Raw genomic sequence first — 22,102 nt, 5'->3', positions numbered from 1 at the left:
ATGAGTACAACTTATTTATTCGATTGGGGAGACACCCTTATGGTAGATTTCCCTGACGCGCTAGGCAAAATGCATCTTTGGCCCACGGTCAAATGCATTGACGGTGCAACTACAGCTTTAAGTCAATTAGCGAAAAATAGTGCCATTTATATCGCCACTAATGCAGCGGACTCTGATGAACATGAAATCAAGAAAGCATTTGAGCGGGTCGAATTAGCGCAGTACATTTCAGGCTATTTTTGTTTCGCCAACACTGGCTTGAACAAAAGCACACCTGCGTTTTATCTAGAAATAATAAAGAATCTAGGTGTCGCCCCCAAAGATGTAACGATGGTGGGAGATACCTTTGACAAAGATATTCGCCCTGCACTGGCAGCCGGTCTTCGTGCTATTTGGTACAATCCATCAAACATCGATGCAACGACAGCGGCAACAGCAACAGCAACAGTCGCAAATATACCTTTAAAAGAAAGGCCGTCTTTTTGCGAAATACACCACTTGGATGAATTGCACGCCCAGGCACGGTCGTTCAGATAACAGTGATTGTCAGCATTAACGAGTAGGTACGCCGCTGTGGAATTTAAAATCAGTATCAGGTTGCACAATGAGATCCGCTTCCACTTCCCCAAAAAATGCAATTCGCTGTGATATATCCTTACCCGCAATGTCTGTCGCTAATGTCAGATAATCTTGATAATGGCGAGCTTCAGAGCGCAGTAGCGAGATATAAAAATCGCCTAAAGGCTTGTCTAAAAATGGCGCTATTTTGGCAAAACGTTCACAAGAGCGCGCTTCAATGTAAGCACCGCAAATTAGCTTGTCGATGAGGGCATCAGGCTCGTGGGTTTTAACATGACGTAAAAGCCCTTTTGCGTAACGACTCGATTCAATTTTGTCATACTCGATATCGTAGCGATTCATCATCTCGAGGACTTGATAAAAATGGTGCAACTCTTCGCGAATGAGCATCACCATTTTATCCACTAAATCTTGGCCGTAGCGACTACCTGTTTTAACCAGCATAGATTTATCTAACTTTAACTTTTCAAGCTCTTGCCAATCGCCAATTTGACGATAAGCAAAATCCTCATAAGGCTTTAACCAGGCCAATAAAGCTTTTGCACTGTCGGCATCTACCGCATAACGACGAATTAAAAACATCGCGCTTTGCGCTGCCTTTAACTCACAGATCAGGTGATCCGTCAGCAATACCGCTAGGTTTTCTTTTTTAACGGCTGCGGTGACCCACTCGTCTGGGGTGTCGCATTTCAAAAACGCTTTGATGGGGGCTAATAGGTTTTCCAAGCAGCAAACAACCTTACATAATTTTTGTGAATAAATACCGCAGCATATACAACTGACACGCTCGGGAAATTGGCGCGCAGTACTATACCATAAGCGGTGTGATGATGAGCCGCGCAGCTCACAATTTATCGATGATCCACTCTATCAGTAAGCTGAGGCCATTGATTACTGTTCACTTCTTTTACTTACTGACGCTAATAGAACGCCTGAATAACAGAATGCTCGCAATAAAAAATGCAGATCCCAAACCGAGAATTTTTAGCATTTCAGGTAATACGATCGTCATGTTCGCTCCTCTAAATACCACCGCTTGAGCGAATGCCATGTAATGGCGTGAAGGCAGTAACCACGTCACTGGCTGGATCACCTCAGGTTGACTTTCAATGGGCGTTAGCCCGCCGGACAACATCATGATGGGTATGATGACCATCAGCAGTAATAAGGCGAACTGTGCCATGGTACGTGCAATTGTCCCTAGAAAAATCCCTATCGCCGCAGCTGCCAGCAAATACAATGCCGTGCCACCAAAGAGTAAGAATCGAGAGCCGGCAATGGGCACGTCCAAAATCCATTCCACTACAAAAAAAGTAGACAGCATAAACGACACCAAGATGATAAGACCGTTTGCCCAGACTTTTGACATCACAATTTGAAAAGAGGTCAGTGGCATCACCAGTAAATGTTCGATGGTGCCGTGCTCTCTTTCGCGCAGCAACGCCGCCCCAGTTAAGATAATAGTCAGCATAGATATCTGATTAAGCAGTGCATTAATTGCCCCAAACCACATTCCCGTGCCGTTAGGATTAAACGCTCTGCGTTGCACCAATTCAACAGGATATTCGGTGTCTTCATCAGCGCGAGTGATATAGTGATTTACCTCATCGGTCACGATATTTTGAATATAGGTATTGCCTAAACTGGCTTGAGTGACTGCCGTGGCATCAATATTGATTTGCACACTGGGTCGTTCGCCTTTTCTTACATCGCGTTCAAAATTGGGCGGAATACTAACGACAAACATATAGGTATCGCTGTCCATCGCATCGTCAATTTCGGATGCTGAAATAAGGATTGGCACTTTAAAATAAGGTGGGTACAACGCATTTGCTATGGCGCGAGACAACGCAGAGTGGTCTTCATCGACGATTGCCACGGAGGCATTGTTCACTGATTCGCTTGTGGCGGTTGATTGTGCGTATATCGCCAAACTAAATGAGTAAACAATGAGTAGAAGCATGACGAAATCACTCAATACACTGCGCAATTCCTTTAGCCCTAACCAGTAAATATTTATCCATGCTCTCATCAACTAGGCCTCCTGCTTTTTAAGAAACAACGCAGTCACCACCACAAAAACGGGCCCAAAAATAGCAAGAACATATATATCATTCATCAACTGCCACACATTTAGTCCCTTGGTAAATGCAGCAACGCTCAGGTGCATGTAATAGGTGGCTGGCCATAACGTACCAATAATATACCCTCCCCCCTCCAGAGTAGAAGTAGGTTGGATCATGCCGGAAAACATTACGGTAGGCATCAGGGTTAAAATGGCCGTAGCAAACACCGCAGCCACTTGCGTGTTGGTGATCGAGGAAACCAATAAACCAAAGCCCGTTGCTGCAAAGACATAAAAGAAGGCGCCGAGCATCAACCCCGTCACACTTCCAGTTAGTGGCACTTTGAGCAGGTAGACCACCAGCAGGGTTAAGGTCACAAAATTAATCATACCGATAACGATATAAGGCAGCTGTTTACCCAATAAAAACTCAAAACGCGTGGTCGGCGTAACAAAGAAATTGGTTATTGTGCCAATCTCCTTTTCCCGCGCCATACTGACAGCCATCAATATGGCAGGAAACAATAACAACAACATGGCTGGGGTTTTAGGCCCCATAGAAAAAATCGTTTCAAAGGTCGGGTTATAACGGTACCTAGGTTGAAGGTCTACATTCGCGTAATCGTCTATGTCATAACCTTGCTCAGCAAAGAGCTGGGTTAAATACGCAACATGCACACCCGACACATAACCTTCAATGGTACCCGCCCGCGTGGTATTCGCACCGTCGATCCAAGCAGAAACAGAGGGGGCTTCACCTCTAATCAGGGAGCGACCAAAACCAGCAGGAATTTCCAGCGCCAAGGTAATTTCATTCGACTGCATACGCCTTTGCAGATCATCTTCACTTTGAATACTCGGCTTTTCAATAAAATACCTCGAGCCCTCAAAATGGCTCAGATACTCGCGACTTTGGGGGGTACGGTCATTGTCATAGGCCGCGTAGGTCAAATCCTCTACATCAAGAGATATACCATAGGAAACCACGAGCAACAGCAATGCACTACCGATAAAAGCAAATGTTAAGCGCACTGGGTCGCGCATCACTTCCATGATTTCACGGTAGCTAAAAGCGAGCATACGTTTAAGACTGAAAACACTATCTGTTGCGGTATTTTTCGTATTTGCGGGCCCATTTGAAGCCCCCTCTAGCGGCTCCAGTAGCGACGCCGAGGGTTCAGAAGGAATGTTGGTCAAGGGCACGTTCGGTTCTTCGTCCTCAGGTGCTTCTTTTTCCCCGATGGCTTCCTCTAAATAGCCAATAAAGGCTTCTTCTAATGTAGACGCGTGTTTAGCGGCAACAAGGTGCTTAGGCTCGTCATACACTAATACCTTTCCAGCATGCATAAGCGATATGCGATCGCACCTTAGGGCCTCATTCATAAAATGAGTGGATATAAAAATAGTGACTTTATCTCTGCGTGATAACTCCACTAATAAACGCCAAAATACATCCCGAGCAACAGGATCTACCCCCGAGGTCGGCTCGTCTAGAATGAGCATTTCAGGCTCATGAATAACGGCAACAGCAAGTGAAAGACGTTGACGGATCCCAAGGGGCAATGACTGGGCTTTGGTATGCAACTGCGATTGTAAATCAAACCGTGTTACCAGTGTACGAATTCTCTGTGCTGTTTTCTCTTTGGATATATGGAACAAACGAGCATGTAATAATAAGTTTTCATACACTGTCAGCTCGGTGTACAAAGAAAACGCTTGGGACATAAACCCCACCCTCATGCGGGTTAGCATATCACTCGCGTCAACTTCTTTACCAAACAGAAACGCTTTGCCTGAGGATATCGGCAACAAACCCGTAAGCATTTTCATGGTCGTGGTTTTTCCACATCCATTGGAGCCTAAAAAGCCGAAAATCTCTCCTGCTTTTATTTCAAAACTTACATCATCCACGGCCACAAAGTCGTCAAACTTGCGGGTGATACCCTTGGCGATAATCGCGGGTTTTTCGGTTGATACTTCAAGTGGAGGAATAACGAGCTTTTGTGTATTTCCTCGTTTTTCTGGTGGGAGTAACGCCACAAAGGCACTTTCGAGATTATCAGTGCCGGTAGAGGTTTTTAGAGCTTGTGGTTTACCAGAAGCAAGAACTTTGCCCGCATCCATAGCAACAAGCCAATCGAATTCTTCCGCTTCATCCATATACGCGGTGGACACAACAACACTCATTTGATGCCTTTGTGAGCGAATTTGCGCAATAAGTTGCCAAAACTGACGTCGAGATAAGGGGTCGACCCCAGTCGTTGGTTCATCGAGGATCAGCAGGTCTGGATCGTGAATAAGAGAGCAGCACAACCCCAGTTTCTGCTTCATACCACCGGATAATTTCCCTGCCGGACGGTGCAAAAATGATTCAAGTCCGGTGGCTTTAGTGAGCTTCGTGATGCGTAAAGCACGTTCTTGCGATGTTTGACCAAATAACTTAGCAAAAAAATCCAAGTTTTCTTCTACGCTCAAATCAGCGTATAGGTTTTTTCCAAGACCTTGGGGCAAATACGCGATTTTAGGGCCGACCTTTTTACGGTGGACTGATGAGCGCATGTCTCCATTTAATACCTGCAATTGGCCGTCTTGTAATTTTCGGGCCCCAGAAATAAGCCCTAATAATGTCGACTTTCCGACGCCGTCGGGCCCGAGAAGGCCCACCATCATGCCGGCAGGAATATCCAACGTGATGTCATTTAGCGCTCGTACATCGCCATACCTATGATTGATTCCCTGCAAGCTTGCAAGCAATGGCGCAGAATCTGACGTTGCCATTAGCGAGCGCTATTATCGTTAGATACGGTTTCTTTAGGTAATTTCTGTAAAAACACTGGCCAGTCAGCCAAAGGCTCATTGTCCGGCGTATTAAGTCGAATGTAAGCCACTCCCCTTACCCCAGTTTTTACCTTTTCGATATGCTTCAGCACAAGCGCTTGTGGGATGCGAACTTTGATCCGAAACATCAGCTTTTCACGTTCAGTCACCGTTTCCACTTGCTTAGGGGTGAATTGAGACTCTGGCGATACATAGCTCACGGTTGCAGGAATGGCGATATCAAGCACATCCAATTTGACGCGCGCCTCGGTCCCCATTTCCACACGATGAGCTTGCGCTGTAGGTAAAAATATCTCCATATATACATCGGAAAGGTTAATCAAAGTTATCACAGTACCACCGCTGCCAAGGACTTCACCAGGCTCAGCTAACCGATAAAGTACCCGGCCAATGGTAGGGGAAACAAGCGTGGCATCATCAATTTGTGTTTGTATTTCTTCCACTACCGCTTTGGCTGCATCAACGCTGCGCAATTGCGATACTTTTAACGCTTCAGCGGCTTCAACGTTGGCAATAGCTACTGCCACGTTACTTTCGCGGGTATCTAGGGTTTCTCTACTGATATTATTTTGCTTAATAAGCTGCTTTGCTCTGGCTAGCTCTTGTTCAGCTAGTCGCTTTTCTGCCTTGGCTTGGGCAATTCCAGCATTGGCTGATGCCACTTGGCTTTGTGCAGCGGCCACGTCGGCCTCATAGCGCAGAAGCTGAGCGTGTAACTGCTTGGTATCGATTTTTGCAATCGTTTGCCCCTGCTGTACTAAGTCGCCTTCCTGAGCATAAATTGCCTCTACTCGCCCGGCAATCTTAGTAGATACATCAACTTGAACGGCTTCAACACGTCCATTCCCTGAAGCAAACCCAACGATTGCATCAGAAGAATTAAAGTAATGCCAAGCGAAATAGCCAGCAGCAATAACGGCCAATAGTAAAATAAGTGAGAGTAACTTTTTCAAGGTGCTATCCAATGTTGATGTTTAAAACATTTCGCAAATCGTACGCTACATATTACGCCAATGAGGTCGCAAGAAAATGACACGAATCAACTTGAAGACAGATTTTTAGAGGTAACTACCAACGCAATGAAAAAGCGCAGGATACAAAACAGATCGTCAGGCTCGTTGAGAAACCACGCCAAGACATATCAAATCTAACAAAACGGCTAATACTAAGGTAGAAAACGAAAACTGTTGACGAATTAACCAACCTACAACAGAATGAACGTTAATTAGTTGTAAATTCATTGTTAATAACAAAAGAGCGAGTAACTATATGATTTTGAATCACCTGTGGGGGTTGTATGCCCATCCTAAAGAAGAATGGCACAGCATTGATGACCGTCACGAAACCTATTTTTACAGCTTAAGTCACATCGCCCTAATATCTCTTATTCCCGCTTTAATGACCTACTACTCTACCGCGTATTTGGGTTGGAGCATTGGTGTTGGCGACACAATCAAACTCACTAAAGAAAGCGCTGCTATTATGAGCGCCGGTACCTACTTAGGCTTAGTGGTCGGCGTTCTAGCCTTATCTGTGCTAATTCACGAGCTGGCCAAAGCGTTCGACTCGACACCCACTTATACCCAGTCACTTGAACTCGCAGCTTACACGGCAACCCCGTTATTTATGGTAGGTTTTGCGGCATTTTACCCTGTTTTATGGTTTGTCATGATGATCGGTTTAGTGGGCCTCACCTACTCGGTGTATTTACTTTACACCGGCACGCCTATTCTTATGCACATCCCTGAAGAGAAAGGCTTTATTTATGCGAGCTCTGTGGTGACCTGTGGCCTGGTACTGTTAACTATTTTAATGGCTGCTTCGGTGATTTTGTGGAGCATGGGCATGGGGCCAGTATTTACTGGTTAAATGTTTGCTGGTTAGATGTTTGTTGGATAAGTGTTTACTGGATAAGACTTTATAGAATCAGTATTGACCGCATAAGCGACTGTCCGCCAAAAGATATGCAAACCGCAGATACAAAAAAGCGCTGAATAACAGCGCTTTTTTTATGTTTTAAGAACACAACTTTCGTTTAGTCTTCCTGCATATTGTGCATTTCAAGGTTGCTTAGCTCAGTTTGAATGCCAGCGTTTTTAGCCCCCTCATTACGCAATGTATCAATACGCTCCAAGTAATGTTGATCCACATCACCTGTAATATAGTTTCCATCAAAGACCGACGTTTCAAAGCGATTAATAACTGGATTAAGTTCAGTCACCGCTTCAACTAAGTCGCTGATGTCTTGGAATATCAAACCATCGGCTCGGATCAAATCGCTAATTTCCTCAATCTCACGACCATATGCAATCAATTCGTTCACCGAAGGCATGTCAATACCGTACACATTAGGGAAACGAATTTCAGGCGCCGCCGACGCAAAATACACCTTCTTCGCGCCAGACTCACGCGCCATATCGATGATCTGCTCTGAGGTAGTGCCACGCACAATCGAGTCATCCACCAGCAATACATTTTTACCGACAAACTCAGAGGGGATGGCATTCAATTTACGACGTACCGATTTACGACGCATGGTTTGCCCAGGCATGATAAAGGTGCGACCAATGTAACGGTTTTTCACAAAACCTTGGCGGTATGGCAGGTTCAACTCAAGTGAGATCTGTAGGGCGACATCAGTTGATGTTTCTGGGATAGGAATGACAACGTCTATATCCAAATCTGCCCACTCTCGAGCGATTTTCTGACCTAGCTTACGACCCATATTGACGCGTGACGCATAAACCGAAATACCATCGATAAAAGAATCTGGGCGGGCAAAATAAACGAATTCGAAAATACAAGGAGCATTAATTGCCCCATGCGCACATTGTTGGGTGTGCAATTCGCCGCTTTCGGTCACATAAATAGCTTCACCTGGCGCCACATCACGGATAAACGTAAAACCCACGGCATCCAATGCAACACTTTCAGAGGCCACCATGTATTCGTCGCCAAATTCAGTTTTGCGTTTGCCCAGAGCCAAAGGACGAATGCCAAATGGGTCTCTAAAAGCCAGCATGCCGTTACCTATGATTGCAGCAACAACAGCGTATGCACCACGCACTTTTTTGTGCACTGTGGTCACCGCTTTGAATACTTCTTCTGGGGTTAGGCTTAACCCTTCACAGTTGTGAAGTTCATGCGCAATAATATTGAGCAATAATTCAGAGTCAGACGTGGTGTTAATATGGCGTTTAGCAATCCGAAATACGTCATCTTTTAGCTCATGTGCATTGGTTAAATTACCATTGTGGGCAAAGGCAATACCAAAAGGTGAATTAACGTAGAAAGGTTGCGCCTCTGCAGAGCTAGAACTGCCGGCTGTAGGATAACGTACATGACCAATACCAAACTGACCTGTGAGTCGCTTCATATGACGCGTGTGGAAAACATCGCGCACTAACCCATTGTCTTTACGCAGATGAAACACACCCTCGTCTATGGTGACAATCCCTGCTGCATCTTGCCCCCGATGTTGCAATACAGTCAGCCCGTCATACAAGGACTGGTTTACTGGACTTTTACCTACGATTCCGACAATACCACACATGTGAGTTACCTTTTTAAACGGGTTTGTTAAATGGGTTTGATGAAGCTTGAGTTACCTTGCAAATATTGAAAGAACCACTCTATCACTAAGCTGAATTCTGGAATAAGTAATGATGTTTTCCATCCATCGGCATCAGCTAATGGGGTAAACGTATCGAGAAAAAAGAGTAAAGCGCTGACGATCAAAACGCCACGTAGCACACCAAATACTGCACCAAGTGCACGATCAGTGCCTGACAAGCCTGTGTAGTGTACTAACTGCGAAATCAAGTAATTGAGTAATCCGCCAAGGATCAAAGTCGCCACAAACAAAATAGCAATCGCTACGCCGTTGCGAATAGTTTGATCATCAATGCTAGTTAGGTAGGTCGCCAAGTCCGCATAAAAACGACTGGCAATAAAGAAGGCGCAAAACCAGACAGCGAGTGAGATTGCTTCTTTAACAAACCCACGTACTAAACTGATAACGGTGGAGAGCAGAATGACGCCGATGATGGCGTAGTCTATCCAGTTCATAAAAATTGATAAATCCGCTGGTGATGCATAACGTGGATCAAAAACCTAATCTTCACGCCATAACACTAAATTCGCGCGCATATTAGCAAAACTCATGACTAAAATCTTGCTAATTTTAGTATTAATAGCAATCCATATTACTGGACGGTAAATGGGGTAATTCGCCCTTTTAATTTTGTTAACTCGGTCAGTTCGCCGAGGGACTTTTCTAAACGAGTCTTTTGCAAATCAGGCCCCACAAACACTTTAGTTAACTTGCCACTACTGGTTTGAACCGGTCGGGTAAAAGCGCGATAGCCAGCTTTTTCTAACTTCTCAAGTAATTCCTGCACATTTTTTTTGTGCCTAAACGTCCCCAACTGAACAACCCAGCCGGCTCCTTCAAGTAAAGCCTTTTCGTAAGCGTGCGTGCTCGATACTGTAACGGGCTTTGTCTGTGGCTCTGAATTTTGCACGGGTGCTGTATTGGCTAATTGAGCAGCCACATCAGCGTCTTCCTGACCTTTGATATCGCTTTCTTGTACTGCTGCATTGCCAGACGTGTTGTCGTCGATAGCATTGTCTTCAACTATTTCGATGTCTCTAGAGGTGAGACTGGCAACATCCTCAGTAGAAAAACTGCCTGGACGTTGCACGGTTTTCACCGCTGGACGTTCTGGTAATTCAACAAACAGTTCTTTTTCGCTTTGGGTTTTACCGCCCAATAAATCCGGCAAAAAAATAACAGCGATAGCCACAATAATCACCGTACCAATTAATCGATTTTTTAGCGCAGAGGTCACTCGTTATTTCCTTTATTTGATAGCTTAAGAATATCGGATACGGTAAAAAACGAACCGAATACAACAATCAAGTCTTGCTCTTGCGCTAAAGCCTTCGCTTTTTCAAACGCCTGGCAAACCGTGGAAAATTCTAGCACTTTTTGTTGCTCGTCTAACACTGATTTAATATCCGCAGCGGCAGCACCTCTTGGCACATCTAAGCCGCCCAACATCCAGTGCGCATTTAAGTTTGAAAAATCCGCTAGACTCGAGCGAATATCTTTGTCTTTCAACATACCCACAACTAAGTAAAGCCTGTCGTAATCAAGCTTACGTATTTGCGAAAGTAAATAACCCGTGGCATGAGGATTATGGGCAACATCAACCATAATGGCAGGAGAATATCCGATATACTGACATCGACCAGGTAGTCTGGTGTCAGTGATCACATTAGCCAAATCCCCTTCACTTAAGTCCAGCTTTAGTAGTTGGATCACCTGCAAGCCAGTAGACACGTTTTGTGCAGGAATATGCGGGATGGGTAATTGCGCGTAACTAAGCTGATGATTGCTCCACACCATATAATCATCTGCTAGTTGATAATCAAAATCCACATGCTGCCAAGATGCCAGTGCGCTGTGCTGAGAAACAGCATCAAGCAAAGCTTGGTATTTCACAGGCTCACCCACCACCACGGGAATGTTGTCACGCATGATGCCGGCTTTTTCTGCAGCCACTAGTTCTTTGGTATCACCTAGAAAATCTTGATGGTCCAAATCGATACTGGTGATCACTGCAATGTCAGGCGACACCACGTTCACGGCATCCAAACGCCCGCCTAAGCCCACTTCAAGTAACGCGATATCCACATTGGCATCGTGTACAAGTTTAAGACCTGCTAGGGTACCAAACTCAAAATACGTAAGAGGAATATCCCCCCTAGCGCGCTCGACGGCTTGAAACGCTCGGCAGTGGGCTTGCTCACTCCCATCGATACCGTTAATGCGCACTCGTTCAGTGTACTGAATCAGATGAGGTGAGCTATAAACTCCAACCCTTTTGCCTGCTGCCAAGCAGGCTTGTTCAAGAAATGCGCAGGTGGTGCCTTTACCGTTAGTACCTGCAACAGTGACCACGGTTTGCTTTGAAAAAGAGATATTGAGTTGCTCAAAGACCTTGTTCACTCGCTCAAGGCCCATTTCGATATTCTTAGGATGTAATGCGCTGAGGTGGTCAAGCCACTCATTTAAAGACCAGGCCTCAAAACTAGAGGCCTGTATAGAAGATAAATTTGTCATTTAGGTGCTGAAATTTTATGCCTGTTGATGATGCAACTTAGATAACATACTGTGCAAACGATCGCGCATTTCGCGTCTATCAATAATCACGTCAATCGCACCTTTCTCTAATAGGAACTCACTACGCTGAAAGCCTTCAGGTAAGGTTTCACGTACGGTTTGCTCTATCACTCTAGGTCCAGCGAAACCAATTAACGCTCTAGGCTCTGCTACGTTAACATCACCCAACATGGCTAAACTGGCTGATACACCACCCATAGTAGGATCCGTCATAACCGATATGTAAGGCAGGCCTTTCTCGCTCATTTTCGCCAATGCAGCACTGGTTTTTGCCATTTGCATTAGTGAAAGCAACGCTTCTTGCATACGCGCACCACCACTGGTAGAGAAACAGATAAGTGGCATGTTGTGTTCTAAACAGGCCTCAACCGCTTTCACAAAACGCGCCCCAACTACTGACGCCATAGACCCACCCATAAAGGCAAATTCGAACGCAGCAACCACTACCGGCATACCTTTTAATTTACCTTGCATGACCACTAATGCATCTTTTTCATTTGTGGCTTTTTGCGCAGCAACTAAGCGATCTTTGTATTTTTTGGAATCTTTGAATTTCAGTAAATCTTTCGGTTCAAGTTCGCTACCTAACTCGGTACGCTCGCCTTGATCTAAAAATTGATTCAACCGAGCACGCGCAGAGACACGCATATGGTGATTACACTTAGGGCATACGCCTAACTGTTTTTCTAGCTCAGTCTTGTATAGAACCGCATCACACTGTCCACACTTAGTCCATATACCTTCAGGTACATTACTTTTAGTGGGTGATTTTGTACGCGGTAATATCTTTTCAATCCAACTCATTAATTTAAACCTTCTTTGGCAATCATATCGTTGTTTTTATTGAGGATATGCAACGACAGATGCAACGATTAATTTTCTAGGCACATTCAAACCGTATTAAAACACAGTTATCCAAAGTTACGAAAATAAAACTGGTCTTAGAAGTCATCCGCAAGGAACAAAGGCCCCATTTTCAGTTTTGGCAGTGCAAACGTTTCTGGATACGTAACGTGCACTAAATACAAACCGTTTGGTAGCGCGGTAATACCCGCTTTCGTTCTGTCTTTGACCTCTAATAATTCGTCTACCCACTCCACTGGCTTTTCTTTATGTCCAATAGCCACCAAAGTCCCCGTAATGTTACGCACCATATGATGTAAAAAAGCATTGGCTTGTACATCAATCACAATATAGTCGCCCATACGCTTAACGCGAATATGGGACATGGTGCGGGTCGCTGTTTTCGCTTGACAGTTCACTGCTCTGAACGAGCTAAAGTCATGTTTACCCACTAATTTTTGTGCGGCTTCGTGCATCAACTCATGATCAAGATCACCGTAGATATGCGTCACGCCATTAGCCAAAATACCGCTGCGCAACGTGTTGTTATAGATGATATAGCGATAACGCCTGGCAGTAGCAGAAAAACGTGCGTGAAAATCCTCAGGCACGGCTTTTACCCAACGCACAGATATTGTATCTGGCAAGTAGGTGTTGATACCCAGTGTCCATGCTCTATCAGGGCGCTGGCTAGTCGTCTCGAAATGGACCACCTGCCCTGTCGCATGCACCCCCGCATCAGTGCGACCTGCACACACAACGCGGATAGGTTCGTTAGCAATACGCGTCAAGGCTTCCTCTAAGTGCTGCTGTACACTTATGACTTCATTTTGCCTTTGCCAGCCATGAAAGCGGGCACCATCGTATTCAACTCCTAACGCTATTCGCATTTAACTACTTACCTCTTTAAAAAATTGCTGTGTATTCTAAAACAGAAAACAGGAATGTGTTGCACTAACTTTGCGCAATACCCTCTCTTTTTTAATAAAAATACAACCACGTTCCCTAAAAACAAAAAAGCGCGAATAACAATATTCGCGCTTACGGGGCAATCCATCACTTACTTATTTATTTAATTAGCCATTAGTCATGCTTAAAATCAGTAGAGTGCAAATCATGTTTCTTCATCAACTTGTGTAAATCGGTGCGATTACGACCGGCAATTTCAGCGGCCCGAGTAACATTCCCGTCGGTCATTTTGAGCAGTTTTAGCAGATAACTCTGTTCAAAAGCATCTCGCGCTTCGGTGAGCGTTGGCCATTTTTGCTCAGACGTCGACAGCGCTTGTTCCACAAGGTGCACTGCAATCACTGATGTTTGTGTTAATGCAACGCACTGCTCAACCACATTGACTAACTGGCGCACATTGCCTGGCCACAATTCAGTGGTCAACAGTTGCATGGCGTCATCAGAAAAACGGCTGACGCGCACTTCATGGCGCTCGGCGCTTTTCTTAAGTAGGTAACGAGCCAGCAAGGGAATATCTTCTGAGCGTTCACGCAGCGTTGGCAGCGTTAAATTCACAACGTTTAAACGATAATACAGATCCTCACGGAAATTCCCTTCACTCATTTCTGTTGCAAGATTTTTGTGAGTCGCCGAAATAATGCGAACATCAACAGGTATTTGTTTGCTGCTACCCACAGGACGAATAACTTGCTCTTGCAATGCGCGAAGTAATTTAACTTGCAACGGCGTTGGCATGTCACCAATTTCATCTAAAAACAACGTCCCACCATCTGCTTCACGAAACAAGCCTTGATGTTCATTCACAGCACCAGTAAAGGCCCCTTTGGCGTGCCCGAAAAGTTCAGACTCAAGTAGGTTTTCAGGCAAAGCACCACAGTTGATCGCCACAAACGGTTTATTCGCCCTTTTACTGGCTTTGTGAATGGCATTGGCCAATAACTCTTTACCCGTTCCACTTGCCCCGCTGACCAACACACTGACGTCACGTTGCGCCACTCGGTGGGCTTGATCCAACAACTGCTCCATTTGCATGGAACGCGTGATAATTTGCTCACGCCAAGCACTTGTTTGCGAGCCTTGGCTTTGACTCACCGCTTTGGCTAGCAGGTCACGCAACTCAGTATGATCAATCGGCTTGGTAAGGAAACCAAAAACGCCTCTTTGGGTCGCCTCAACCGCATCTTGGATTGTGCCGTGGGCTGTCATCAAAATAACCGGCAGGTCTTTGCCCAAGGACATAATTTCTTCAAATAAACTTAAGCCATCTAATCCTGGCATTCTAAGGTCGCTTAATACCGCATCAAAATTTTGGGTATTCATCAAGCGCAGCGCTTCTTTGCCGCCTTCTGCACTTTGCACACTATAGCCTTCACCTTCTAAGCGAATAGCCATTAACCGTAGTAAACTTTCGTCATCATCTACGAGTAATATTTGTGGCTTTAACGACGCTTCAACTTTACTCACTTAGGATCTCCTTTAGCGTTATCCATAATTGACGCTTCGATTTTTAATAGCTGCTCAATTTGATTTCGCTGTTGTTCAATTTGCAGTCTTTGTTGATCAACCAACTCCTGCTGCTCTTCAATTCGAGTGGACTGGCCACCGTTAATCTTACTTAATGTCACCACCGCTGATTCTGACTCAAGCAACACCTGACTCGGGTGGTAAATCATGACACTGAGCATGTCTTGCATGCCCCCATCAAATTCTTTTATCAGGCTTAGCGCCCATGACTGTGATCGCAACTTGTCTTGGTAAGGAGTATCTTTGCCCTGACAAAGTAATATTTTACGTAGTTGGTCTTGGGGGCTATCGGACAACAGAGCAATCTCTGCTTTACGTTGAGCCCATGTCATCTCATCGCCATCAAGCCAATAATTAAGCCAATAATGAATGTCGCAGTTTTTTTCTACGGACGCATCTGGCGTTTGGTATAGACAATAGTTCCTTTCGTGCAGTACTTCTTGGCGTTCAACATTCACATTATTTTCAGGTACCAATTTACACCCAGCCAAACTCAAAACGAGCAAGCTTATGCCTGCTTTAATTATTATCGCTTTCATTACTTTTTCTCAGTTAAGGGGATTGAAACGCGAAAGCACACATCCGCATAATCCACGTCGACAATTTCAACTTTCCCTCGCATCATACGCGCACAATCGGCAACGATCGACAACCCTAGCCCGGAACCAATAATACGGTCATTACGTTTTCCCTCACCGCGATTAAATGGCTCGAATAAAATAGCCCTTTGTTCAGGTGATATTTTTTGCCCGCGATTTGAAACGTCTAACACCTGAACATGTTTTTCTTGGTATAGCTTAATATTAATTGGGCGGCCCTTGCTGCCATGGGCAATGGCATTTGACAACAGATTGTCAAGAATACGCCTAAATAAGTTGGCGTCGGCGTACACTTGCGGCAACTCAATTTTCGTTTCCAACTTATGGTTGTTCTGTTGCAGTGCTAGGCGGTTGTCTGTAATAAAACCTTCCATCAAAGAGGATGTTTTTAACCACTGAAAATCAGGCTTTGCCTGCTGCAGTAGTAAGTTGTAATCAAGCAACTGCATGATCAAGGTGTTAAGGCGATCTGTGCTGCTATTAAGCAAAGACATCACTTCCATTTGCCGATCGTTGAGCTCTCCAACCACTTGCTCAGTTAACAGTGAGCAGCCTTCTTTAATGCTCGCCAGTGGCGTTTTCAACTCATGAGACGCATGACGCAGCAACGCGTGGCGTAAGTGCTCTAGCTGGGTTAGCCTATCTGAAAGGCGATGTAGTTTGCGTTCAACTAGGATCAGTTCCTTAGGCCCCGAGTTAGAAATTTCAGGTAATTCGTCTTCTTGCAGCGAAATGGCCTGAATAACATGCTCCAATTTTCTTACAGGGCGCAGAATCAGCTGACTGCCAAAAATGATCAGTATCAAACTAATGCTCACCAGCAAAGCCGTCAACCATGCTTGCGTTTGCTGAACTGAACTTACGTACGCTTGACGTTGTTTGATTCGGTCGTCGAGTAAAGAGTCCACACTCGCTCCCAACTCAGTCAACGCTCGGCGAAATTCAGCTAATTGCGCATCAAGTAGCAATTCATCGCTCAACCTGTCGTAACTTCGAAACCACGTAAGGCGGTCGCTCAGCACGTTACATTCTCGGGAATTATCAAGCTTCACACATAGGCTACCGAGCGACTCAGTAAAGCGTTGCACGTATTTATCTGATAGTTCTTTCAACTCAGGTTTGTCTAACACGTGGTATTGGCGGATGAGTCGCTCAATATCCACTGAGAAACTTTCCAAGTTATTAACCCGCCGAACCATAGCCACTGAAAATTCAGCTTCGTTGGTGGCGATTTCTCCCATTCTGCCTAACGTAATCTGGCTATGCCACAACAGCACCACCAAAGGGACGAGCACAAGCGCAAAACTAACTAACGTAAGCTGGCGTAACGATCCAAGTTGCATTGGCAATCCTAACAATCTATTCCTTCCTAATTCGCCAGCATAATAACAAAAGGTGATGACACAAGGCAGTAAATATCATGGGGGTAACTGCCAATCCACTGTCAACCGGTATGGTTAGTTTATCCCACCACCGTGGGAACGCCTTACATGCAAACTCGTGAGCTCATGACGGCTGATAAGGCCATCACCGTTGATATCTATTCGACTAAAAGACTCTAGAATAATTGGATCTGCCACCGCTTCTTTGATGGATATCTCTCCATCGGCGTTTTTATCCAAACGTTGTAAAATGTCATCACCTGACTGATGTGGAATAGCCAAAGCAAAGCTACTCGAAAGAAGAAGAGAAAAGGAAATAGAACGGGAAAATGTAAGGGCGAGTTTCATAACTTTAATATCCGCAGCACCAAGGCAGTCATTGGGTTCGTTGAAAATACAAGTGGCATCCGTGCCCAGCAATTAGCGCAGCTCGTGAGCTTAGCTAAGAATAACAATAGCCATTAGTTGCAAACGCCATCGCAGCCAATAACAGTATCTGTATTGACTATTACTATTCTCACCGTGCCCACTATCCTTGCAAAAATACCCGAGGAACCAGTCGGGAAAAGCACGATTACGCCTTTGGTATAACAATAATTGAGCCACAAATTATTAATCCATATTAATCAATTGGTTAACTGGATTTTTGAAATTATTTTTAGAAGATAAAATGCAATAATGTCGCAAATTTAAGACAGGAACCGTGAAAGTTTTCACAGCCCAAATACGCTGCTGTAAATTCGAACAGCGCGGATGGTCTATATGCGCTTAAAGGTGTCTACTATCAGCAACACCCAGCGCTATAAGTTTATAGTTCACCTGAGGCGGCAAGTTTACTTTTAATAAATTGGCTATGGGGTATGTATAGCAAATCAGCTACTCGTCTAATCATGTGCTCTTCTTCAGGGTCAAGCACGTCATCCGAATAGGCTATTTTCCATAAGCCATCGATGATGCCACGTTTCTGTTGCACAGAACTGGTCGCGTTGATCACCCGCGTAAACTGAGAGAAATCAGTTGCCTGTGATGCCTTTTCTTTAGTCAATGCAAGCAGCTCGTTCAACTGACTGTCATCAAGGGAAAAATGAGAACGTAATATGTGCTCGTAAGCGTGTTGCTCCTGAGCACTAAAATCACCGTCAGCCCGCATCAGCTCATATAGTAAAACGGCTGTCGCAACTTCTTGTGAGCTCCCCTGACCTGACTCCTCATTTTGACGAGTCTTCTCTTCAAACCAATTTACTAATTTTGTAATCATAAACACTTCTCATAAGATAAGCCTTGCCTGTATATCTATTGATTATTAGGCAGAAAACAAGGGGACATACATCAAGTCACGATAAACAGTAGGCTTTAGGCGTTGAACACCACCAGATGTTTCAAATCTAACCGAATACCAATATGCTCACCTAGCGCGTGGTCGTGATGACTCGGCGCTAAACACAACACTTTAGCGCTTAGGTCATCATTCAACGCAAGCTCATAAAGTATATGCGCGCCTTTAAATGCGCGTGACAACACCATGGCTACATTAGGACTGCTGTCGTCATGAATTATATCATCAGGCCTAACGAGCACATCTAAGGTATGCGAATCAGAAAATAAGCGCGTTTGTTCGTCCGTTAGAGCGAAAACACCTAGCATTGTTGAGATATGGCTGCCGTCAACCACCTTTGCACGCAGTAAGGTGCCTTGCCCAATAAACGCTGCAACAAACTTGTCCACTGGACGATGATAGAGTTGATAGGCTGTCGCCCACTGCAGTAATCGCCCACCCTGCATGACCCCTATGGTATCAGCCATGGCGAACGCTTCATGCTGGTCGTGGGTGACCAACAATGCACTAGTGTCTTCATGCTTAAGGATGCGCCTGATATCTTGCGCTAAGTCTTCGCGCAGTTCAGCGTCGAGGCTGGAAAATGGCTCATCGAGCAGCAATAAATCAGGCTTAACTGCCAGTGCGCGTGCCAAAGCGACTCGCTGCTGCTGGCCGCCAGACAAAGAGTGTGTGTATCGCTCACTGATATCCGGTAGCCCTACTAGGGCAAGTAACTCATTCACCCGTCGGGCTTTTTCTTGAGGTGTATGGTTGTGCAAGCCAAAGCCAATGTTCTGAGCCACATTCAAGTGAGGGAAAAGTGCAAAATCTTGGAACACTACTGCCACTTTTCGTTTATCTGGGGCGATATGAGTGCGCACGCTGGCGACTTCAGCACCTCTTAACTGAATGTTCCCTTGGGTGACAGGCTCAAAGCCTGCGATAGCGCGCAAAATCGATGTTTTCCCGCAGCCAGAGGGGCCCAATAAACAGCCGATTTCCCCGGCGGATAACGAAAAAGACACGCCGTTGACCACCGTTTTAGTGTCATAGGCGACATTGATACTACGTAAACTAAGCATGTGAACTCGACTTGTGTTTGGTTGACTCCAGCGCCCGTGTTAACAATATGACGGGAAGTAGCCCAACCATAACAATAGTGATAGCAGGCACCGCTGCATCTTGAAGTCGCTCTTCTGAGGCTAATTCAAATGTACGAACGGCAAGTGTATTAAAATTAAAGGGGCGCAATATAAGCGTCGCTGGCAATTCTTTTAGTACATCAACAAATACTAACAATAAAGCACTTAGCACACTGGCCCGTAATAAAGGAACATGCACCTTTTTGAGCACCGAAAAAGAAGACAAGCCCATAGAGCGTGCAGCATCATCCATACTGGGTTTTATTCGCTGCAAGCCCGCTTCAACATTATGCATAGCGACAGCCAAAAAGCGCACAGAATAGGCGAGTAATAGCGCAACCAATGTGCCAGAAAAGATTAACCCTACACTGGTATCAAACCAGGCCTCCGTCAGTGCGTTTATCGCCTCATCTGCTGCGCTTAACATCAGCATAGCGCCGATAGCAATAACGGTGCCTGGTATGGCATACCCTAAACTTGCCAGCTGGACTTGGCTATTGAGTAACCAGTGACTGCGTAGACGCTTAGCATAAGAAAATAGCAATGCTAAGCTCACAGCGATAAGCGCGGCGCTCACCGCCAAATAAAAACTGTTCCATATTAAAACCACAAACTGAGCGTCAATCTGCGAGGTAGCTCGCTCTGCCGCCCAAATGATCAGCTGAGCACACGGGACAATAAACCCCAATGAAACAGGAATTAAACACACCACCACAGCCCAAAAACTCTTGATGGGAGACAAATTGATACGTTTCACACTTTGCTGTTTTTGCCCCTGATGAAAATAGCGTAACCGGCGTCTAGAGTGTTTTTCTATCAGAAGCAGCACTAACACAAAACTTGTCAGCACAGCTGCCAATTGCGCAGCGCCTATTGCATTCCCCAAGCCATTGAAGGTGCGAAAGATTCCCGTAGTAAATGTGCTTATGCCAAAGTACTGGACGGTACCGTAATCAGCAAACGCTTCCATCATTGCAAGCGCCGTTCCGGTTAAAATGGCAGGTCGCGCTAAAGGAAAAGCGACTTTACAAAAATAAGCAAAGCCGCTTACGCCCATACTGCGGCTTGCTTCATAAAAGCTGGCCGACTGTTCACTAAAAGCGGTGCGCCCAAGCATGTAAACATAAGGATATAACACCAGTGATAACATCAATATAGCACCGCCCACTGAGCGCACATCAGGGAACCAGTAATCGTGATAGGTCCAATTGAAAAACGCACGCAGCTGCGTTTGTAACGGCCCAGCTACATCTAGCATACCTGTGTAGGTATACGCCAAAATATAGGCAGGCATTGCCATGGGCAAAAGGATCAACCACTGCAATGCCCCCCGCCCAGAAAACTCATATCTCGCGACCAACCACGCTAAGCTGGTCCCCACAAGTAGTGTCAGGGCGCCAACACTGAAAGCAATTATAAGCGAGTGATAAACGTAGTCACTGAGTACAGTGTCGATTAGGTGTTGCCATAAGGCTTTTTGCGGGATGAATATGCTGCTAAAAATCAAAAGAACCGGCACTGCCAAAAGTAAACTAAAGGCAGTAACGGTCCATAACCAAGGCTCGCGCCAAAGACGGGTTTTCAAATCAAGGGATCTAATGCGAAGAATGCTAGCGGATTATTTCCAGCCTGCTTTATCCATCAGCACAACCGCTTGGCGATTTAACTCCCCAACCTGTGACAAATCGATATCTTCAGCTCTGAAATCGCCAAAGGTTGTTAACACCACACTTTGCTCTACATCGCTGCGAAGAGGATATTCATGATTAGTCTTTGCGTACCACTCTTGGGATTCTTCTTGAAGCATAAAACTCACTAGTTTTTGCGCAGACGCTGGATTTGGCGCGTATTTGGTGATTGCTGCACCAGAAATGTTAACATGAGCACCACGGTCTTGTTGATTTGGCCAAATCACCTTTACTTTACTGGCGGTGTCACGTGTCGCCTCGTCGCCATCACTGGCCATGCCGGCCAGATAATAGGTATTGGCAATGGCTACATCACATTGGCCTGCTACCACTGCTTTAATTTGATCTCGATCCCCCCCTTTTGGTGTGCGTGCAAAATTCTTCACAAAAGCGTTTAACCAAGACTGAGTTTGCTCTTCACCAAGCTGTGCAATCATAGCCGCAACCAATGACTGATTATAAATATTACTTGAAGAGCGTACGCAAATTCTGCCTCGCCACTGCTCATCGGCTAAGTCTTCAATACGAGTTAACTGAGCAATATCAACACGCTCTGGAGCCACCATCATCGGGCGAGCCCTTAGGGTAAAGCCTATCCAATTGTTGTCTGGGTCAATGTAATTTGGTGAGATTAAATCTTTGAACTCATCAGTTTGAATGGCTTGGGTTAAACCTTGTTCTTTCGCTCGGTGAAGTCTGCCTACATCTGTCGTAATCAGAATATCAGCAGGGCTGTATTTACCCTCACTTTTTAAGCGCGTAATAAGGGCATCCGCTTTACCCGTCACTAAATTTACTGAGATACCAGAGCTGGCACTGAATTTGTCCAAGAGCGGTTTGATTAACGCCTCTTTTCGGGCTGAGTACACATTGAGTTCTTGCGCTTCGGCCAACGCACTCATCGAAATACAACTAACTAAACCAACCAATTTAAGAAATCGTTTCAAACTCATACCCTGCATAAATAA

At 45.2% G+C, this 22,102-nt stretch carries 20 protein-coding genes; 2 read left to right on the top strand and 18 right to left on the bottom strand.

Annotated features, from left to right (window positions below; translation table 11 throughout):
* Entirely contained in the window at positions 1 to 537 is a 537-nt protein-coding gene (locus tag PATL_RS08260; protein ID WP_049765870.1) for an HAD family hydrolase, read from the top strand.
* A 15-nt stretch (positions 538 to 552) separates the two neighbouring features.
* On the opposite strand, the gene miaE is transcribed toward PATL_RS08260, so the two are convergent.
* From miaE to PATL_RS08240, 4 genes are all read right to left on the bottom strand, one after another.
* Positions 553 to 1,305 (bottom strand): tRNA isopentenyl-2-thiomethyl-A-37 hydroxylase MiaE, encoded by a 753-nt coding sequence (gene miaE, locus PATL_RS08255; protein ID WP_011574445.1) that lies wholly within the window; start codon positions 1,303 to 1,305, stop codon positions 553 to 555.
* 181 nt (positions 1,306 to 1,486) lie between these two features.
* Positions 1,487 to 2,611, bottom strand: coding sequence for an ABC transporter permease (locus PATL_RS08250; RefSeq protein ID WP_011574444.1), 1,125 nt, complete (start codon positions 2,609 to 2,611; stop codon positions 1,487 to 1,489).
* A gap of 3 nt (positions 2,612 to 2,614) precedes the next feature.
* Complete coding sequence (gene rbbA / locus PATL_RS08245) at positions 2,615 to 5,422, bottom strand: ribosome-associated ATPase/putative transporter RbbA (protein ID WP_011574443.1); 2,808 nt, start codon at positions 5,420 to 5,422, stop codon at positions 2,615 to 2,617.
* Positions 5,422 to 6,435 carry an HlyD family secretion protein gene (locus tag PATL_RS08240; RefSeq protein WP_157043405.1) on the bottom strand — a complete coding sequence of 338 codons (1,014 nt, stop codon included), beginning with the start codon at positions 6,433 to 6,435 and terminating at the stop codon, positions 5,422 to 5,424. The genes rbbA and PATL_RS08240 overlap by 1 nt, the downstream gene beginning before the upstream one ends.
* 316 nt (positions 6,436 to 6,751) lie before the next feature.
* On the opposite strand from PATL_RS08240, the gene PATL_RS08235 reads away from it, so the two are divergent.
* Positions 6,752 to 7,351, top strand: a complete 600-nt coding sequence (locus PATL_RS08235; RefSeq protein WP_011574441.1) for a Yip1 family protein — start codon at positions 6,752 to 6,754, stop codon at positions 7,349 to 7,351.
* A 166-nt stretch (positions 7,352 to 7,517) separates the two neighbouring features.
* Here PATL_RS08235 and purF read toward each other — a convergent pair whose 3' ends face one another.
* From purF to PATL_RS08165, 14 genes are all read right to left on the bottom strand, one after another.
* The gene (gene purF / locus PATL_RS08230) at positions 7,518 to 9,035 is read right to left on the bottom strand and encodes an amidophosphoribosyltransferase (protein WP_011574440.1); all 1,518 of its coding nucleotides are present in this window, start codon (positions 9,033 to 9,035) and stop codon (positions 7,518 to 7,520) included.
* A 26-nt stretch (positions 9,036 to 9,061) separates the two neighbouring features.
* Positions 9,062 to 9,550 (bottom strand): CvpA family protein, encoded by a 489-nt coding sequence (locus PATL_RS08225; RefSeq protein WP_011574439.1) that lies wholly within the window; start codon positions 9,548 to 9,550, stop codon positions 9,062 to 9,064.
* 137 nt (positions 9,551 to 9,687) lie between these two features.
* Entirely contained in the window at positions 9,688 to 10,332 is a 645-nt protein-coding gene (locus PATL_RS08220; protein WP_011574438.1) for an SPOR domain-containing protein, read from the bottom strand.
* Positions 10,329 to 11,609 (bottom strand): bifunctional tetrahydrofolate synthase/dihydrofolate synthase, encoded by a 1,281-nt coding sequence (gene folC / locus PATL_RS08215; RefSeq protein ID WP_011574437.1) that lies wholly within the window; start codon positions 11,607 to 11,609, stop codon positions 10,329 to 10,331. Before folC ends, PATL_RS08220 begins: the two co-directional genes overlap by 4 nt.
* A 15-nt stretch (positions 11,610 to 11,624) precedes the next feature.
* The gene (gene accD / locus PATL_RS08210) at positions 11,625 to 12,473 is read right to left on the bottom strand and encodes an acetyl-CoA carboxylase, carboxyltransferase subunit beta (RefSeq protein ID WP_011574436.1); all 849 of its coding nucleotides are present in this window, start codon (positions 12,471 to 12,473) and stop codon (positions 11,625 to 11,627) included.
* 137 nt (positions 12,474 to 12,610) lie between these two features.
* On the bottom strand, positions 12,611 to 13,402 hold the full coding sequence (gene truA / locus PATL_RS08205; protein ID WP_011574435.1) for a tRNA pseudouridine(38-40) synthase TruA: 792 nt from the start codon (positions 13,400 to 13,402) through the stop codon (positions 12,611 to 12,613).
* Positions 13,403 to 13,595: 193 nt separating this feature from the next.
* Entirely contained in the window at positions 13,596 to 14,945 is a 1,350-nt protein-coding gene (locus PATL_RS08200; RefSeq protein ID WP_011574434.1) for a sigma 54-interacting transcriptional regulator, read from the bottom strand.
* Complete coding sequence (locus tag PATL_RS08195; protein ID WP_011574433.1) at positions 14,942 to 15,544, bottom strand: hypothetical protein; 603 nt, start codon at positions 15,542 to 15,544, stop codon at positions 14,942 to 14,944. The genes PATL_RS08200 and PATL_RS08195 overlap by 4 nt, the downstream gene beginning before the upstream one ends.
* Positions 15,544 to 16,947, bottom strand: a complete 1,404-nt coding sequence (locus PATL_RS08190; RefSeq protein ID WP_011574432.1) for a sensor histidine kinase — start codon at positions 16,945 to 16,947, stop codon at positions 15,544 to 15,546. The genes PATL_RS08195 and PATL_RS08190 overlap by 1 nt, the downstream gene beginning before the upstream one ends.
* 114 nt (positions 16,948 to 17,061) lie before the next feature.
* Positions 17,062 to 17,334 (bottom strand): hypothetical protein, encoded by a 273-nt coding sequence (locus PATL_RS08185; protein WP_041714338.1) that lies wholly within the window; start codon positions 17,332 to 17,334, stop codon positions 17,062 to 17,064.
* A gap of 460 nt (positions 17,335 to 17,794) precedes the next feature.
* On the bottom strand, positions 17,795 to 18,244 hold the full coding sequence (locus PATL_RS08180; RefSeq protein WP_011574430.1) for a TerB family tellurite resistance protein: 450 nt from the start codon (positions 18,242 to 18,244) through the stop codon (positions 17,795 to 17,797).
* A gap of 95 nt (positions 18,245 to 18,339) precedes the next feature.
* Entirely contained in the window at positions 18,340 to 19,386 is a 1,047-nt protein-coding gene (locus PATL_RS08175; protein WP_011574429.1) for an ABC transporter ATP-binding protein, read from the bottom strand.
* Positions 19,379 to 21,031 (bottom strand): ABC transporter permease, encoded by a 1,653-nt coding sequence (locus PATL_RS08170; RefSeq protein ID WP_041713554.1) that lies wholly within the window; start codon positions 21,029 to 21,031, stop codon positions 19,379 to 19,381. The genes PATL_RS08175 and PATL_RS08170 overlap by 8 nt, the downstream gene beginning before the upstream one ends.
* Before the next feature lie 33 nt (positions 21,032 to 21,064).
* On the bottom strand, positions 21,065 to 22,081 hold the full coding sequence (locus tag PATL_RS08165; protein ID WP_081429971.1) for an extracellular solute-binding protein: 1,017 nt from the start codon (positions 22,079 to 22,081) through the stop codon (positions 21,065 to 21,067).
* Positions 22,082 to 22,102: the final 21 nt, after the last annotated feature.

Source organism: Paraglaciecola sp. T6c (assembly GCF_000014225.1).
GTDB classification, from domain to species: domain Bacteria; phylum Pseudomonadota; class Gammaproteobacteria; order Enterobacterales; family Alteromonadaceae; genus Paraglaciecola; species Paraglaciecola atlantica_A.
Note: the sequence above shows the minus strand (reverse complement) of the source record. Positions and strands in the feature narration are given on the sequence as shown.